The following is a 15,315-nucleotide window of genomic DNA, read 5'->3' on the forward strand; positions in this document are numbered from 1 at the left end:
ATGTCGATGCAGTCGGCTCATGATGTGCCGAGTTTCGATCTCGCATGGCGATGTAACTTATGCGATCAGCCCGTACTGCCGTGCCTTGTTGCGCAAGAACGGCAGACCGTTGCCCATTACAACCGCTTCACTCTCGGCCACCGGACGCCACACGCTGAGGCCAAACGCCAGACGCGGATCCATGTTGATGAAGCTCTCCATCGCGAGCCCGCCCTTGAAGCCGATCGCGGCCAGCGTTGCGAACGTCTCATCCCAATTGCAATTGCCCTCGCCTGGGGTGCCGCGATCAGACTCGGAGAGGTGGATATATTTGAGGTAATCGCGGGCGACGATAATACCGTTGCCCATACCTTTCTCCTCTATGTTCATGTGATAGGTATCAAGGTGCACGAACATATTGTCGGCGCCGACTCTCTCGATTAGTGCCACCGCCTGAGCCGCGGTGTTGATGATGTGGTTCTCGTAGCGGTTCACGGCTTCAACACCGAGTTCGATGCCGCGAGACTTGGCTTGCGCGGCGGCGGACGTCATCACTTTTGCAATGTTATCAAGTTCGTCCTGCGTAGGTGGCACGCCAGTACGCTCGCCGATGCCGCCATAGATTACGCCGCATAGCGCCTGGGCTCCGATGTCGGCCGTCTTGTCGATAGCCACCTTGAGAAAGTCAATCGCCTCCTGTGGGTGGCGCGATGCCCACGCATATTCGGGCAACCCTAGCGAGCACACCGCCTGCATGCCATTTGCCGCCAGCAGCTTGCGGGTGTGATCGGCATCGCAAGAAAATGGATCGGCCAGCGAAATTTCAATGAAATCGAGATCGTATTTTTTCACCGCCGCTACAGTGTGCTCGGCGCCCTCTACGGACCAACCACTCGTCCACATGCTCGTATGAACGCCAAAACCCTTCATCGTGTTATCCTCATGAAATTGAGCTGCCCGGCAGCCCACCGCAAGATCATGACGCCGATCAGCATGATGCCCCAAATGGCTGTGGCCAGGTGCTGGCTGGCGCCCAAGAGATTCAGTCCCGAAGAAAGCAACTGCAAAACGATGAGGGCTAGGAAGACCGAAACGACCTTGCCGAAGCCGCCAAACGGATTCACCCCGCCCAAAAAGCAGGCAAGCACCGTAATCAGCACATAGGACTCGCCATGGCCGACACGGACGGAATTGAATCGTGCCATCATGATAATGCCGGCCAACGCACACATGGCGCCAGACAGCGCGTAGATCAGAATGATCACGCGTCGCGTCGAGATGCCGGAATAGCGCGTCGCCTCGATGTTGGAGCCGACCATATAGTTTGAAAAGCCAAGCCTGGTTCGGGTCATCAAAACATGCCAGACGATGACTGCGCCGAGCAGTATCAGCAGCGGGACAGGAATGCCGACGATGCTGCCGTGGCCCAGGGGCTGGATGAATTCGGGAAAGCCCGAAATATCGGCGCCGCGGGTCAGAAACTCGCCAAGGCCGCGCAGGAAAATCATCACCGAGAGCGAAACGAGGATGGGGTGCGCGCCGGTATAGGCTATCACCGGGCCCATGACCAAGCCGCTTGCCGTGCCAACGCCGACCGCAAGAACGGAACCGAGTAGAAAGGCATAGATGCTTGCGTCCGGTCCTCCGTTGGCCTGAAGAACCCAGGCGAGCGTGAGGCCACAGAGATTGGCCGTGAACGTCACGGCGAGATTGATGCCGCCCGAGATGATCGGCATCAACATCGCGAGCGTAAGCAGTCCAAGTTCAGGCAACTGGAAGGCCACCGATTCAAAGGTAGCTTTGGACAGGAATCGCGGCGAGAGAGATCCGAAGAATGCAATCACCAAAATCAATGCCAGGAAAAGTCCGATATTCTCGGCGCCCAACGTGCCGGCAAGACGGCGCAAGAATCCGTGCCGTAGCGCTCCAGTTTCGAGCACGCGCTGCGTCATGTACCCATCCTCTGCCGCAAGCCCGCGAGGATATGCCCGAGCGGCGCGTTGGACAGCGTGATGGCAATCAAGATGATCGCCCCGACGATCATCTTGAAAGCATAGGGAGAGATGCCGAGGAGGTTCAGCCCGTTTTGCGTCACCGACACAAGAAACACGCCAAGGATGCAACCGAGCACGGTGCCGCGCCCGCCACCCAGCCTGGCACCGCCAAGGACAACAGCTGCCAGCACGTCCAGCTCGCGCCCCACCAATGCGTTGGGCACGATTTCCTGGGAATAGTGCACCTGCACAAGTCCCGCGATCCCGGCCATCAAACCAAGCCAGCCGAAGGCAATGAAGTGCATCGCCGCGATGTTGATACCGAGGCGACGGGCGCCCTCCGGGTTATCGCCAAAAGCGTATAGCTGCCGTCCCGTGGTGGTATACCGGATAAGCCCCCAGGTGGCGGCGACGCAGACCGCCATGATCGCAACCGGCAGTGTTAGCTCGGCCCAATTGCCATTCGCCTGTTGGAACTCGAAAAGCACAGTGCGATGCGTCCACCATGCAGGCAGATTGTAGATCGATACACCGTGCGTGAAGAACATCAGAAGGCCGAAAAAAATATTGAAGGTGGCGATGGTGACAACGATTGAAATGATCTGGAAATAGTAGATGAGGCCGGCGTTCACCGCACCCAGGGCGATCCCGACAATTGCCGCCAAGGTGAGGCCGATGAACCAATCACCACCTCCCATTTGGGCTAGAGCCAGCGCCACAACGTATTGAACCACTGACGCGGCCACAGCGAAGGAGATGTCGATGCCCCCAGCGATCAACACCACCAGCAGCCCAACCGCGAAGATCAGATTTGTCGAGCTTGTGTTGAGCAGATTGAAGAGATTGGCAATGGTGAAGAATTTGTCGCTCGCAACGGAGAGACCTGCGCTCATGATGAGAAGAACCACAACGAGCCATGTCTCGGTGGGATGAGCCCGGAAGAGCTTGCCGCGGTTACGCATAGACGGCAGCTTCCAGGTCGCCGAGCGGGATGGCGTGCGGATCGTATTCGGCGACTATCTTGCCCGCAGCCATATGAAGGATACGATCGGCGTTGAAATAGACCTCCGGCACTTCATCGGATATCAGCAGAATCGCCAGGCCTTCGGCAGCGAGCTTGGCGACAATCTCGAAGATGCCGGCCCGCGCGCCAACGTCCACCCCCACGGTTGGCGAATCAAGAATGATCAGTTTCAGGCCGACCGCCAGCCATTTGGCGATGGCCACCCTTTGCTGGTTGCCGCCCGAGAGCGTGGAAATCGCATCGGTCTGCCGCCCGACTTTTATCGCCAATTCCTCGATCCAATGATTGACGAGCGCGTCCTTCTTCTCCGAGGAGATCAGCCCTCGATCAAGGATCTTGTCGAGCACCGGGATAACGGCGTTGTCGGCGATGGACTGAGCTTGTATGAGACCAAGGGACAAGCGGTCTTCGGAGAGATATCCAATACCCGCGCGGATTGCGTCGCGGTTGGAGTTCAGATGAAGAACCGTCCCGTTGAGTGCGATGCTGCCGCGGTCTGGGCGCAGCATGCCGAAAATAGAAAGCGCGAGTTCTGTGCGACCGGCGCCGAGTAGCCCGGTCAGGCCAAGCGTTTCACCTCGCCGTATTGTCAGCGAAACGTCGTCATAGTCGCCTGCGCGGGTCAATCGATCGATCTTCAACACGACGGGTGATCCACTAAGGTTTCTCGTGCTCACGGTTTGGTCGAACGTCTTGCCGGTCATCAGTTCGGTGAGGCGTGATTGGGTCATTCCGGCGGTCGGGAACACCCCAACGACCTTACCGTCGCGCAGAACGGTGACGCGACTTGAGATCTCCAGAACTTCCGCAAGGCGATGGCTGACGAAGACGATGGCCATGCCTTCATTCGAGAGTGTTCGAACGATCGCGAGCAACCGGTCTGTTTCCGATTGAGTAAGCGACGATGTGGGCTCGTCCATGAAAATAACCTTCGCATCGCCGGCGAGCGCCCGGGCGATGGCGACGATCTGACGTTGGGCGATTGCAAAGCTACGCAGAGGCGCGTCGACATCGAGGTCGGCGCCAAGCCGCGCCAACAGCCCTCGCGCCACCTCGCGAATGCGCGAATGATCGACGAGCCGAGGCATGTTGCCGAGGACAGTTCTGATCCCGATATTTTCCGCGACTGTCATTTCAGGAAACAGTGCGAGGTCCTGCCAGATGACTTCCACCCCGGCGCTGCGCGCCGCAGCCGGCGACATGATGTCGACAGACTTTCCGGCGATCGACATGTTTGCGCCGGCTAGCGGCTGACAAACGCCGGTGATTACCTTGATCAGGGTGCTCTTGCCGCTGCCGTTCTCACCGGCGATGCATTGCACTTCACCCGGGAGAACCTCGAAGGCGACATCCTGGAGGGCTCTAACGCCACCAAATGTGACGCTTATGTTGCTAAACGACAGAACCGATGGGAGGTCCTGCGTCGTAGACGCGACGAGGTTCACGGCGGGCCCTTCTGAAATGACAAGGATGGGGCGTGCCGGGATTGATTTGCCACCCCGGCACGCCAGCCATGGTCCGCCATCTAAAGCCCTAGGGCTGCAAGACCATCGACCGTTTCGACCGTGATAGGCTGCACAGCGTCCACGATGATGGTGCCGGTTTTGAAGTCAGGGTGAACGACACCCAGACCTTCGATCGTCATGCCGTCGGTAATTTCACCGCCGCCCGCCAGAAAATCAGCCATCGTTACGAATACTTTGCCCGCTTCCAGAGGATTCCACATATAGCCGCCGTCAATAATGCCGGATTTGAGCATTGCGCTGCCTTGGCTAGGCGAGAATGAACCGACAAGAACCACCTTGTCACCAAGCTTCTGCTCCTCGATCGCGCGTCCGGCGCCGATCGGTCCCTGACTGCCGAACGTCAGGAAGCCGCCGAGGTCAGGATTGGCGGCAAGCACATCCAGAGCCGTCTTTCGGCTGTCATCGGCGCTCTCGGCGACGCCATATCTGTCGCCAACCATCTGCATGTCGGGAAAGTTCTTCTTCAGGTAGGCGATTGCAGCATCGGCCCAGGCATTGTGTGCGGGCACAGTAAGAGAACCTACGTACACAACGTACTTGCCTTTGCCGCCCATTTTCTCGGCAAATAGCTTGGCATGGGCCTCACCGAAACCAACGGCCGAGACCATTTCGAAGTCCCAATCAGCGTTCACCTGGTCTGGCGATTCATGGGTTATGACCTTGATGCCCGTGTCGCGCGCCTTTTTTAGAACCGGCTCGAGAACGTTTGCATCATTCGGCACGACGCCAATTACGCTGACGCCCTGAGCTATCAGGTCTTCGATCGCGCGGACCTGAAGTGCCGGGTCGGCGCTGGTCGGCCCGACCATGAAGCCGTCGTCGCCAAGCTCTTTCGACTTTTCCTTTATTCCCGTTTCCATGGCATTGAACCAGGGAATGCCGCCGATCTTCACGACAACTCCAACCTTGACGTCCTTTGCCAGCGCAGCATTCATTGTGGCGACCGAAAGGGCTGCGCCGAACGCTGCCGCGAGTATAGTTTTTGCTAACATTTAATTCCTCCCTGATTGACGAGTTTTTCAGTTGCCTATTGCCCATGTCGGCTTTGTTTGGCCCACCCCTTTGTGCCCGACGGCATTGACGCACTCGGCGCCGCATTCCTCCCAGAACGCGCCATAAAAGACTTTGAATGCCGGCCGGTCAAGGTGCTAAATAGATTTAGCAAGGCGGTCACGCCACCAGCGTCTAAAAACATTTCTCGATTGATGTAAACGATCCGCCCTTCGCACTCAGGCTGCACCCGTAGAACGACATGCGATCGCCCGCGAGCCTTGGGTGGAGGCGGTGCTACCCAGATCCGAGGTGCTGATGAACGGAGTTGAACTTCTGCAACGATGTCTCGTGACAAAGAATTGCTAGTGGTCGATGCTCGATTTGGATGCCGAATCCCAATCTTCTTGGGCGCCGTCATGCTCTCCGGTTCGCCCAAAGCTGGTCGGTACGGTCACCAGCGGAAAGTGGTCTATCGAATAATTCTCGAGAAGCGAAAATCCTTCAGCAATCATCACCTCGACATTCTGTCGGACCATGGTCACATCGAAGGGCAAATGCGCCGCGAATGGATCCCAGTCGAAGCTTCCGACAACAACCCGTCCAAGCTCACTTGAGGCTAGTGTCGAAGTGAACCGCAATGTTCCTTCAAGAGCGGTCACGCCGTTGACGAACATACCTGAGGGCAGATGCCCAAGCTGAGCGTATCGTGCAGCGAGAGACCGAGCAGCGTTGGTCGGTGCGTATCCGCAGCAGTCAATCGTGCCCGGGCCCGTAACAATCCCATGCGCTGCCAGCGCATCGTGAAAACCCAGCAAACGGCTACGTGTTGCGTCATCATCGCTGACCCCGCCAAAGAAGAAGAGATCTTCGGTGGAGCCCCCTCGTTCTTTCAATTTCTGAACAATGATCTCTGTGAGCGCCTTGGCGCCCCCGTAGTTGTCAGAAACAACTGAGGGAGCCCGGCGGCCTGGCAGATCGATGTTGATGCACCGGACGCCCGCTGCCCGGCACAGATCATTCAGCGGATCGGGGTCACGAACGCCCGCAAGGAAGAGAAATTCCACCTGCTGGGCCAGCAGGGTTTCCGTCACACTCAACTCGTTATCAGGATTGCGATGGGTGCTGACGACGATCGGGCACAAGCGGTGGACGCGGGATTCCGCTTCAAAGGCTTCGGCCAATCCGGCGAAGAAGCGATTGCGGTAATGTGGCAAGATCATTCCAGCGAGCCCGGATCGGGAAAGCCGCAATCCTCGTGCCTTGAGGTTGACAGCATAGCCAAGCCGCTCAGCCCAATCGAGGATGGTCGCTGCGGTTTCCGCCTTGATCCGGTGCTGTTGCCACGAGCCATTGAGGACGAGACTAACCGCTGTCGGGGACAACTTTGCCGCCACCGCGATGTCATAAATCGTTGACTTGCGTCGGACAGACTTTCTCGCCATTCGTGACGCTCCTACTAGCAGATGCAGTAGACGCTAGTGCGGGGTCAAGGCAACATCTCTAAATTGCGTCAAACGGTTTGGAGGAGCGACCCCACGGAAGGACGCCGCCTCTCGTGCCTCCGGTCCGGTCTCCCTGATTGTCTCGATCGTTGCAATGACAGCGCCAGGGAAATCGGCAGATTTGGGATTTTCCCTGAAGCTTCGTTCAGCGTCACTGGAGACACCAACCCCAGTGTTTCGGCTTTGGTCTCCCCGATGATCAATCACCTTGCAAAGGTCGACGAGAAGTTTCGATCAGTTTGGAGCCCACCGTTGGCGATGGTCGGGCGCACGCGTCACGATCGAGTCCCTCCGATTTCAATATGCTGTTTGGACGAGTGGGAGTAGGGGTTAGCCAGTCTGGAGTGCCCAAGCGTAGGTTGCGCGGAAAACAACGATTTGCGGTTCATCTCATTCAAAATCGACCCAGATCAGCAACTGGAGTCTTCGACTGCAACGTTCGAGAAAAGTACCGTCAACAGCTTTCTCGGCCTGCGGTACTTTTTGAAGAGCAACGTTTTGGAATATATACGGAACTCGCTTTTCGAGTGATGTATGCGCGTGAACGGCACTTTAGCATGTTCCAGCGAAAGCCTTGATACGGCCGTCCGAGCCGACTAGATTCTACAAGACAATGCTACCGTGAACGCGGGACCAACTGTCTCTGCTGCAGCGGTGGTTAGATCGCGGCTGAAGCCCGCAAAGTCCCGGATTTTGCGGATCAGCCTTACGCTTGCGGGGAGCAAGGCCGCCGTAGCGTTGTATTTTCTCATTCCAAATACCCGTCAGGTGCTGATCAATGTTCTGACTGCCAAGAGCAACTCCAGGAAAAGTGCGTGCGGTTTTCCGTCCGGAATTTGCGTAAAAACAAAGACATAGCGGTTCGCCGCTTCCGTGAAACGGTGAACGCTCTAGTTGTGGAGGTGCGACAATTGAAATCCAGGCTGGCGTTCGACGCCGGATAACAGCGATTCCGCCGATCGGAACATGTCCTCGAATTCCAACTCGTTTTCAAACACCACGCCGCCGACGCTGATGGTCAGCGTGTCCGCGGTTCCTTTTGGCGCGAAATAGGCTTGGGCCACGCGCGCCCGGATACGCTCGCCGATCTCCCTGGCGTCGTCTTCTGTCGCACCGGGCAGAAAGACCCCGAACATGGAGGTTCCGATCCGGCCCACCAGATCTTCCTTGCGTACCGATGACTGGATGGTCGAGGCTATGAGCCGCAAGGCTTCGTCACCCCAGCCAAGGCCGAAGCGCAGATTGATGGACCTGATGTGTTCGGGATGAATGACCAGGAAGGCGCCAGATCTTGGACCAGACGATTTTGGCCTGGTTGCTCTCCTTTCGACCATCGAAGTGAAGACCGTCCGGTTGAGGCAGCCTGTCAGGCTGTCAAAGGTCGCCGACTTGTTGAGTTCTCTTCGATAACGGACGAGCTCGGTCCGCTGCAGGCCAATGAACAGCAAAAGCGGGCCACCGACCATGACCGGCAACAGGATCGCTGTGACCATGCTGCGGCCAAACGGCGTCAAGACTTCCGAAAACAGAAGCAGATAGTTGAGGCCAACCGAGAGGAGCAGAATTCCCGCCGATCCCAGGGCAGTCAGCCATGCGATATCTTTCCATTGCCGGGGCGAGCTATTCGCCATTGGTGTCATCATTAGCCAATCTCCCGCCTGATCGGCTGTCATAAGGCCAAGGTGCTGCACTTTCAGTTTCGAGGAAACATACAATTTTAGTAATGGCGCAATCACCTACCATCGGCCCGAAATCAGGCCTTCAAAAGCAAGGCTACGGCGGTAAAAGGGACGACACCGAATTATCGGCTATTGCGGCGGGCCGAATATCCCCATCTGCGCGTCTCTGGCCACTGCCTCCGCCTTGCCGTAGATGCCACTCGCCAGGGCCGTCGCCCAGCCATTGGAAACAAGCCAGGCGCCGACATCCTGCTTGCCCAAGCTGCACGGTGCCGCAATGGCAAAACGATCGATTTCCGGCGGCACGACGCATTTCAGCGCCCGGCCGCGCAGCCAGGAATTGAACGTCGCGCGCGCACGCTGGCCGCAAGGCCAGGCGATGCCACGAAACGAACAGGTCTCATCCAGGTCAATGCCTTGGATCCCGCTGATGGCTACCTTGCGCCCCATCGATTCGAAGGTTGCCGACGAGGTGGCAACCGGTTGGTACAGCAGGACCTCTTTCCAATCCTTTGGCATCCGCATCCCTGCAGGCGAAGCCAGACCAAGGTCGCTGAGCGGCGGGCGCGGCTCGACCCGTTCGATTTGCGCCGGATCAAGCTGTGGCGGCGCGATAAGGTCCTGAGCAATCTTGCGTGCCCGTCCTCGCCATGGCGTATTGGCGGCGCTCGGAGGTGGTCGCATTGCCTGGCTATGATCGATGGATTGACGTGGCGCCGGCCGATTGTTCGGAAGCAGATCTGCGGCCCGGATGATCAACAAGACCCCGGCCAGGAGGAGCAGGCTTCCGAGCGCTATCAAGCGATTGTGCCTCAGCCAGCCCATCAACTCAAGCAAGGTTCCTTGCCCCTCAATACCCCGATGTCGATTTGGCGACCAGCTTGAGTGCACCTTTTTGAACCTGATAGAAGGGCATGGATCGCTCACTGGAGCCATCCGCCCGAAACCGGAACAGGCCGGTCGATCCGCGAAATCCGCTCCGATTTTCGAGCACCTGCTTGCTGAAGCCGTCAGGCCCGGCCGAACTTGCAATTCCTGCTGTCAGGGCGACCATATCATAGGCGTAGGCGACATTGGCGTCGGCTGGATAATTGTAGGTCGTCTTGAAGCGGTCGGCGATCGGGCCGGTTTCCGTTGGGTCGAGCGTGGCGATGTAGGAGCCTTCAAACAGCGGCTCCATCGGATGTTCCAGCCAGCGGTTGGTTCCAACGACGGCAATTGCTTTTCCAGGAATGCCTTTCGTTTTGAGCGCCGCAAGGATCGGCGCCGGATTGTCGTCGCCGCTGGCGATGATGATGGCGTCGGGAGCCTCGACCAGCGAGCCCACATCATTGACCACTTTGGTGCCGCCGTCGCCGGCCGGATACGGAATGGTGACGGCGAGCGTCGCGCCATAGATGCTGAGACTGTTGGCGACCCGCTTTTCCACCACGCTGGCATTCGGGCCCGCCGCAACGAGCAACACGAACTTCTTGCTGCCTTTGGCCGCCAGGCCGGCTGCGCCCGCGGCCGCGCTGTCGGCCTCGTTGAGGCGCACCGCATAGACGCCCGGGCCGCCGGCGAAATTGTCGGCCAACGCCAGCACCGGCGGCCGCTTCGATCCCGACAGCTTGGCTATGTGCTGCGCGGCCGCGAGTTCGACCGGGCCGATGACGATCTTGGTTCCAGTGGTGATCGCCTTCACAGCCAATTCGCTGGCGTGCGCGCTGTCGCCCTTGGTGTCCTCGACCGTAACCGTGAGCAGTGCGCTGCCAAGGTCGGCCATTGCCAGCTTGGTCGCATCGAGCATCTTCCGGCCGTTTTCGCCGGCGTTGCCCGGGGCCGACAAAGGCAGCAGCATCGTGACCTTCGTCGACCCGGTGCCGAGCGATCGCGTGGCTTGGGCCGGGCTGGCAGCGGTGCCGGCGGCCGGCGCTCCGGGTGCGGCGATCGCCGCCTGGTCGAGCGCGTCCGAGACGCTGCCTTTCGACTGGCAGCCCGACACTATGCCCGCTAACGCAAAGACGATCGCCCACGTCCACGAACCGTGTCGCTGCCGGCCAGAATCCATGATGCCTCCCTCATATCCCGCCGGGTATTTGTCCCGGTCTCATCCGTTCATCTTACGGCAGACTTGCCTCGCCGTCTTTGCAATTGCTGGATTATGGCTCAGCCGTCGAAAAGTTTTGCCCGGAGCGCCTTGATCATTCTGGCTTGCCCGGCGCTTCGATAGTCCGCGCATTTCATGTATCGTGGGCCCGGCACGAACAGGCGGCGCACACAAATCCGCCTCGCCGGGGCAGGGGCACCATCTTCTCCTGCTGTCGGGAATGCGGAGAATCCGAACGTCGCCACCGGCAATGGCCCGGCCACCGCAAAACCTTCTCTCGCCAGGATTGCACGCGCACGCCGGCAGTAGCGGACCGAAAGTTCGGAGAACCGGGTTTCACCGTGCCCGGCACGATACTTCATGACGGTGGTGCAGAGATCGCCTGCGGCAAGGCTGTTTGCCTGCGCCAGATATCTGACGCCGAGCGCGATGTTGGTCGCCGGCGCGCCAAGCTCGTCGAGCGAGCCACGAAAGCCCAGCATTCGGGCCGTCGCGGGCATTACCTGCATCAACCCGACCTCACCATCGGCGCCGTGCACATCGGGATCGAATCCGCTTTCGATCTCCATCACCGCGTGCGCCAGCACCGGCTCCAGGCCGTAGAGCGATGCCTGGCATGTCGCAAACGCCTTGAATGTCGCGCGCGTCCATTCGGAGGCGGTGTCGCAGCGAACCGGCCGCCTCAAGCCGAACGGTGCTGGTCTCTCCAGGCTAGGTCGTTCCAGCCAGTTGGCGCAGGCTTGAGTGGCAAGCTGGCCAAAACCGGTCAATGCGATCGCTCCGGCGATCGCCCTCGTCAATCGTCCGCCGACCATCGGGTCAGCCAACCGGCACTGCCGGATCCCTTTCGGTCAGTTCATGTACTCGACCATGCGGTCGTGGAAGCACTCGCACTTGTTGAGCGTGTCCTCGTCCTTGTAGTTCGTCTTGAGGTAGCCATAGGCCATGCCGCAGGCGACCTTGGCTTCCGACGCCCAGACGAAGGCGGGGCGGGACGAATTGATCCATTCCGAGCTGTTGGCGACGGCCACCGACTCGTCCATCAGCTTGACCACCTGGACCTTGAGATCGACGATGTTGTCGTTCAACACCAGGTTCGATGTGCCGACGGTCCGGCAATAGTCGGCCACCGGCCCGTCGATGATGTCGGCGGCATAGCCCGTCGATCCGACTGCCAGAAACAGCGTCGCAGCGGAAACCAACAGTCTTACGGAACGTTTCATGATGAGATCCCCCTCTGTATTCCTAATCTCTAATACATAGCATAGTCGCGTGGCTCCGCACCATGCTCCTAGACCACGTTTGCCGTTGTCGTATGCTGCGTCACTCCGTCATCGTAGAGCAGGGTGATCGTGTTGGCGACGGGTGCGTTCGTCAAGGTGGCCACGTCCACGAAATTGGCGCCGTTGGCCAAACCGTCGGCGTCGACGCTGACAGTGTTCGTTCCCGCATTGTAGTTCACGAAGTCGCCGACATTGGCCCCTCCGGCGGCTGTATCGAACAGTGAGGTAAGGTCGATGATGTCGCCATGGCCGCCGACACCGCTGTAGTCAGCGATAAGATCTTTGATGTCGAGGTGCTCGAGCTTGAACGTATCGACGCCTATACCACCGGTGAGCGTGTCCTGACCGGAACCGCCGATCAGCAGGTCGTTGCCGTCGCCGCCGAACAGTATGTCCGCTCCCGAGCCGCCGTAAAGCGTGTCGTTACCGGAGTTGCCCGACAAGGTATCATCGCCGCGTCCGCCGGAGAGGATATCAGCCTGGAGATTGAGTCCATTGAGGGTGTCGTTGCCGTCCTCGCCGAGCAGCGTGGTTTCTGTCGCGGTCGTGGTGTGAGTGTCCACGCCCGAAGTTCCTTGCCAGGTGCTGAGGTCGGGCGAAAGGTGTGCCGTCACTGACCCGGCAATTGGGTCGCCGTCACCGTCGGTTGCCGTGACCGGGATCGAGATGTCGAACGGTGTGACGGCGTTGGCGGTCGTGTAGGTGACCGGGCCCAGTTTGAAGTCATTCGAGCCAACATTGGCCGAAATTTCGATTGCGCTGAACGGGTCTGAATTTGCAACCACGGTAAAGGTGTCGCCTTGCGCAAGACCGGTGATCGTCCACGTTCCGTCCCCATTGTTCGTTGCGGTCGGAGTAGCTCCGCCGGAGCCGTTGACGACAGTGACCAAGGCGCCGAGGGCCGTGCTTTCGCCGGTAACATCACCTATGTAGGTGTTATCATAGTCGGCGTTGACCGGGCGGATCGTTATAGAAACCAGGCCAGGTCCCGAGACATTGCCAATCCCCTGTGTATAGCTAGCCACCTCGTAGTGATCCGTATAGTGGGTTCCCGCCCCGATGCCCGCGGGGGTTCCGGCGATGGTGCCGTCGGTGGTTGCATTGCTGACGAAATCGAAGCGGATCTTCTCACCAGGGCTGATGCTGTTTCCGCCATCGACGCCCCAACTGCCCGTGCTGGTGTTCACGGAATTGGGGCTGTTGGCGGTTGCGAGCAGGTCGCTGGTTGAGCCGATGGAGTCCAGGACAATCGCTTGGTTGTTGCCACCGCTTGGCGAGAAGTTCGCCGTATTGAACTGGTTGCCGGCAAACATCGTCGCGGCCTGGGTGTATGTCCAAGTATCTGTCGCCGGGTTCAGGGTCGCCGTGAAAGCGAGGTCGCTGCCGTTCGCGGCCGAGGTCCGTCCCTCCACAGTATGCGTATCGACGACGTGGAAGAAGACCTGCTCGCCATTCAGGAATATGTTTGTGCTGCCTGATGTGACGGCCGCGCCTTCGGTCACGTTGAACACGACATTGCCAACGCCGTCAGCACCGGCGCTCGCGGCAAAATTGATGCTCTCCGTCAGCACCGTATGCGTGGTGTTTTCCACGAAGATGCCATCCGGCTTGAATGGCAGCGGAACGTCGTCCAGGACCGTCAGATTGACCGATCCGGAAACATGATCACCGCTGGTGTCGGTTGCCACCACCTGAAGCCCGTTGATGGTGACGTTGCCCGAGCCGGCAAGATGCTGGAGCTGGTCGGTCAGTGTCGCGGTAACGACGGGTGTCAACGAACTGTTGGCGCCGGCGCTTGTGTTTGACAGCGCCAGATAGACGAATGCGCCGAGGTTCACGCTGCCGGCCGTTTGTATCAGACTGCCGACGAGTTGGTTGCCGACGAGCGCCCAGCTGATTGTGTATCCAGAGGCTAGGCCAGAAACAGTCGGCGCCACCCAGTTTGGATCGCCGGTCGGGTTGGCGAATGCAACATTAATGGCTTCGCCGGTCGTGGTGAAGGTGATGCCGCTGATTGCTTGCGCCGTCTCGCCGCGACTGCTCGGATTGGTGCCGGTCACGGCCCCAGCTTGGAGATCCGCCGGCGCCGAGGCATCGAGCGTAGTGTCGAGCGCGGCTTCGTTCAATGTCAACGATGCTGTCCCGCCACCCGATGGAACGGTGTTGGTCTGCACATTCAGGGTCACCGTGGCCGTCGAAGTGTCGCCGTCACCGTCCTTGATCGTGTATGTGAAAGAGTCCGAGCCGATATAGATGCCCGTCGGCGTGTAGGTGAACGTTCCATCGTTGTTGTAGGTGACGGTGCCGTGAGCACCGTTGGTGGCGGTCACCTGGCCGCTGACCGGATTGTTGTCGGTGTCGACGCCATCGGCGCCAAACTTGTCATTGGTCAGGAGGCCGGTGAGGACCGTCGCACTTGTAATGGTCGGAGCCCAAGTGTCGTTCGTCGCCGTCGGCACGTCGTCGGTGACGTCGATGGTGATGGTGTTGGTGATCGTGTTGCCGTTGGCGTCGGTGGCCTGGTAGGTGAAGGTCTCGACGTTGTCGACGGTGTTGGTGCCGTTGTTGGCGTCGATGCCGTCGACCGGCGAGGTCAGCGTGTAGCTGTAGGTGCCGTTGGCATTGAAGGTCAGCGTGCCGTGCACGCCGGTGGCGCTGCTCAGCAGTGCGTAGGTGTAGGGACCGGTGCCGCCCGACACATTGTCGACGACGGTGCCGGCAATGGTCTCGGCGGTGCTCGGCGGGTTGGAGCCGATCGGCAGCGCCGCCTCGTTGACCGTCAGGTCGTCGTTGGAAGCGGCCAGGCCGCTGTCGGACAGGTTGATGGTCAGCGTCGTCGTCGACAGGTCGCCGTCGCCATCCATGATGGTGTAGACGAAGGTGTCCGTCGCGCCGCCGACCGGGACCACGTTGGGCAGGCCGTCATAGCTGTAGGTGCCGTTGGCGTTCAGCGTCAGCGTGCCGTAGGTGCCGGGAATGCCCGCTCCGCCAAGCCCGCCGCTCACCGGCACTGCCGTGTTGCTGCCGGCGGCCACGCCGACAACCCCGCCACCGGCGGCAAAGCCGTCGGCGCCGGCCACGTCGTTGGTCAGCACGTTGCCGGTCACGATGGCGCCCTCGGCAGCATTGTTGCTGTTCGAGACCGCCGTCGGCACGTCGTCGGTGACGTCGATGGTGATGGTGTTGGTGATCGTGTTGCCGTTGGCGTCGGTGGCCTGGTAGGTGAAGGTCTCGACGTTGTCGACG

Annotated in this window: 12 protein-coding genes; all 12 read right to left on the reverse strand. The window is 59.5% G+C overall.

Annotated features, from left to right (window positions below; all coding sequences use genetic code 11):
• Nucleotides 1–57: 57 nt before the first annotated feature.
• A complete protein-coding gene (locus tag NKJ76_RS30135) occupies nucleotides 58–909 on the reverse strand; it encodes a sugar phosphate isomerase/epimerase family protein (RefSeq protein WP_023704358.1) in 852 nt (283 codons plus the stop codon).
• Nucleotides 906–1,931 (reverse strand): ABC transporter permease, encoded by a 1,026-nt coding sequence (locus tag NKJ76_RS30140; protein WP_352539067.1) that lies wholly within the window; start codon nucleotides 1,929–1,931, stop codon nucleotides 906–908. Before NKJ76_RS30140 ends, NKJ76_RS30135 begins: the two co-directional genes overlap by 4 nt.
• On the reverse strand, nucleotides 1,928–2,935 hold the full coding sequence (locus NKJ76_RS30145; protein ID WP_023681803.1) for an ABC transporter permease: 1,008 nt from the start codon (nucleotides 2,933–2,935) through the stop codon (nucleotides 1,928–1,930). The genes NKJ76_RS30140 and NKJ76_RS30145 overlap by 4 nt, the downstream gene beginning before the upstream one ends.
• Nucleotides 2,928–4,442, reverse strand: a complete 1,515-nt coding sequence (locus NKJ76_RS30150; RefSeq protein WP_023704356.1) for a sugar ABC transporter ATP-binding protein — start codon at nucleotides 4,440–4,442, stop codon at nucleotides 2,928–2,930. Before NKJ76_RS30150 ends, NKJ76_RS30145 begins: the two co-directional genes overlap by 8 nt.
• An 80-nt stretch (nucleotides 4,443–4,522) precedes the next feature.
• Nucleotides 4,523–5,515 carry a substrate-binding domain-containing protein gene (locus tag NKJ76_RS30155; RefSeq protein ID WP_023704355.1) on the reverse strand — a complete coding sequence of 331 codons (993 nt, stop codon included), beginning with the start codon at nucleotides 5,513–5,515 and terminating at the stop codon, nucleotides 4,523–4,525.
• Nucleotides 5,516–5,878: 363 nt separating this feature from the next.
• The gene (locus NKJ76_RS30160) at nucleotides 5,879–6,958 is read right to left on the reverse strand and encodes a LacI family DNA-binding transcriptional regulator (RefSeq protein WP_023667744.1); all 1,080 of its coding nucleotides are present in this window, start codon (nucleotides 6,956–6,958) and stop codon (nucleotides 5,879–5,881) included.
• 950 nt (nucleotides 6,959–7,908) lie between these two features.
• Complete coding sequence (locus tag NKJ76_RS30165; protein ID WP_031243550.1) at nucleotides 7,909–8,661, reverse strand: GGDEF domain-containing protein; 753 nt, start codon at nucleotides 8,659–8,661, stop codon at nucleotides 7,909–7,911.
• Between the two features lie 165 nt (nucleotides 8,662–8,826).
• A complete protein-coding gene (locus tag NKJ76_RS30170; RefSeq protein ID WP_352513656.1) occupies nucleotides 8,827–9,534 on the reverse strand; it encodes a thermonuclease family protein in 708 nt (235 codons plus the stop codon).
• A 13-nt stretch (nucleotides 9,535–9,547) separates the two neighbouring features.
• The gene (locus NKJ76_RS30175; protein ID WP_352539068.1) at nucleotides 9,548–10,747 is read right to left on the reverse strand and encodes an ABC transporter substrate-binding protein; all 1,200 of its coding nucleotides are present in this window, start codon (nucleotides 10,745–10,747) and stop codon (nucleotides 9,548–9,550) included.
• Between the two features lie 98 nt (nucleotides 10,748–10,845).
• A complete protein-coding gene (locus tag NKJ76_RS30180) occupies nucleotides 10,846–11,556 on the reverse strand; it encodes a lytic transglycosylase domain-containing protein (protein ID WP_352539069.1) in 711 nt (236 codons plus the stop codon).
• An 81-nt stretch (nucleotides 11,557–11,637) separates the two neighbouring features.
• Nucleotides 11,638–12,009, reverse strand: coding sequence for a hypothetical protein (locus tag NKJ76_RS30185; RefSeq protein ID WP_023704351.1), 372 nt, complete (start codon nucleotides 12,007–12,009; stop codon nucleotides 11,638–11,640).
• Nucleotides 12,010–12,077: 68 nt separating this feature from the next.
• Nucleotides 12,078–15,315 (reverse strand): beta strand repeat-containing protein (locus tag NKJ76_RS30190; protein WP_352539070.1); only part of this gene is annotated, 3,238 nt, incomplete at its 5' end.

Source organism: Mesorhizobium sp. M0029 (assembly GCF_040323735.1).
In the GTDB taxonomy this organism is placed as follows: Bacteria; Pseudomonadota; Alphaproteobacteria; order Rhizobiales; family Rhizobiaceae; genus Mesorhizobium.

Coding starts and splice junctions, on each gene's coding strand:
- NKJ76_RS30135 (WP_023704358.1), bottom strand. CDS start 909: ATGAAGGGTTTTGGCGTTCATACGAGCATGTGGACGAGTGGTTGGTCC.
- NKJ76_RS30175 (WP_352539068.1), bottom strand. CDS start 10,747: ATGGATTCTGGCCGGCAGCGACACGGTTCGTGGACGTGGGCGATCGTC.
- NKJ76_RS30165 (WP_031243550.1), bottom strand. CDS start 8,661: ATGATGACACCAATGGCGAATAGCTCGCCCCGGCAATGGAAAGATATC.
- NKJ76_RS30185 (WP_023704351.1), bottom strand. CDS start 12,009: ATGAAACGTTCCGTAAGACTGTTGGTTTCCGCTGCGACGCTGTTTCTG.
- NKJ76_RS30140 (WP_352539067.1), bottom strand. CDS start 1,931: ATGACGCAGCGCGTGCTCGAAACTGGAGCGCTACGGCACGGATTCTTG.
- NKJ76_RS30155 (WP_023704355.1), bottom strand. CDS start 5,515: ATGTTAGCAAAAACTATACTCGCGGCAGCGTTCGGCGCAGCCCTTTCG.
- NKJ76_RS30145 (WP_023681803.1), bottom strand. CDS start 2,935: ATGCGTAACCGCGGCAAGCTCTTCCGGGCTCATCCCACCGAGACATGG.
- NKJ76_RS30160 (WP_023667744.1), bottom strand. CDS start 6,958: ATGGCGAGAAAGTCTGTCCGACGCAAGTCAACGATTTATGACATCGCG.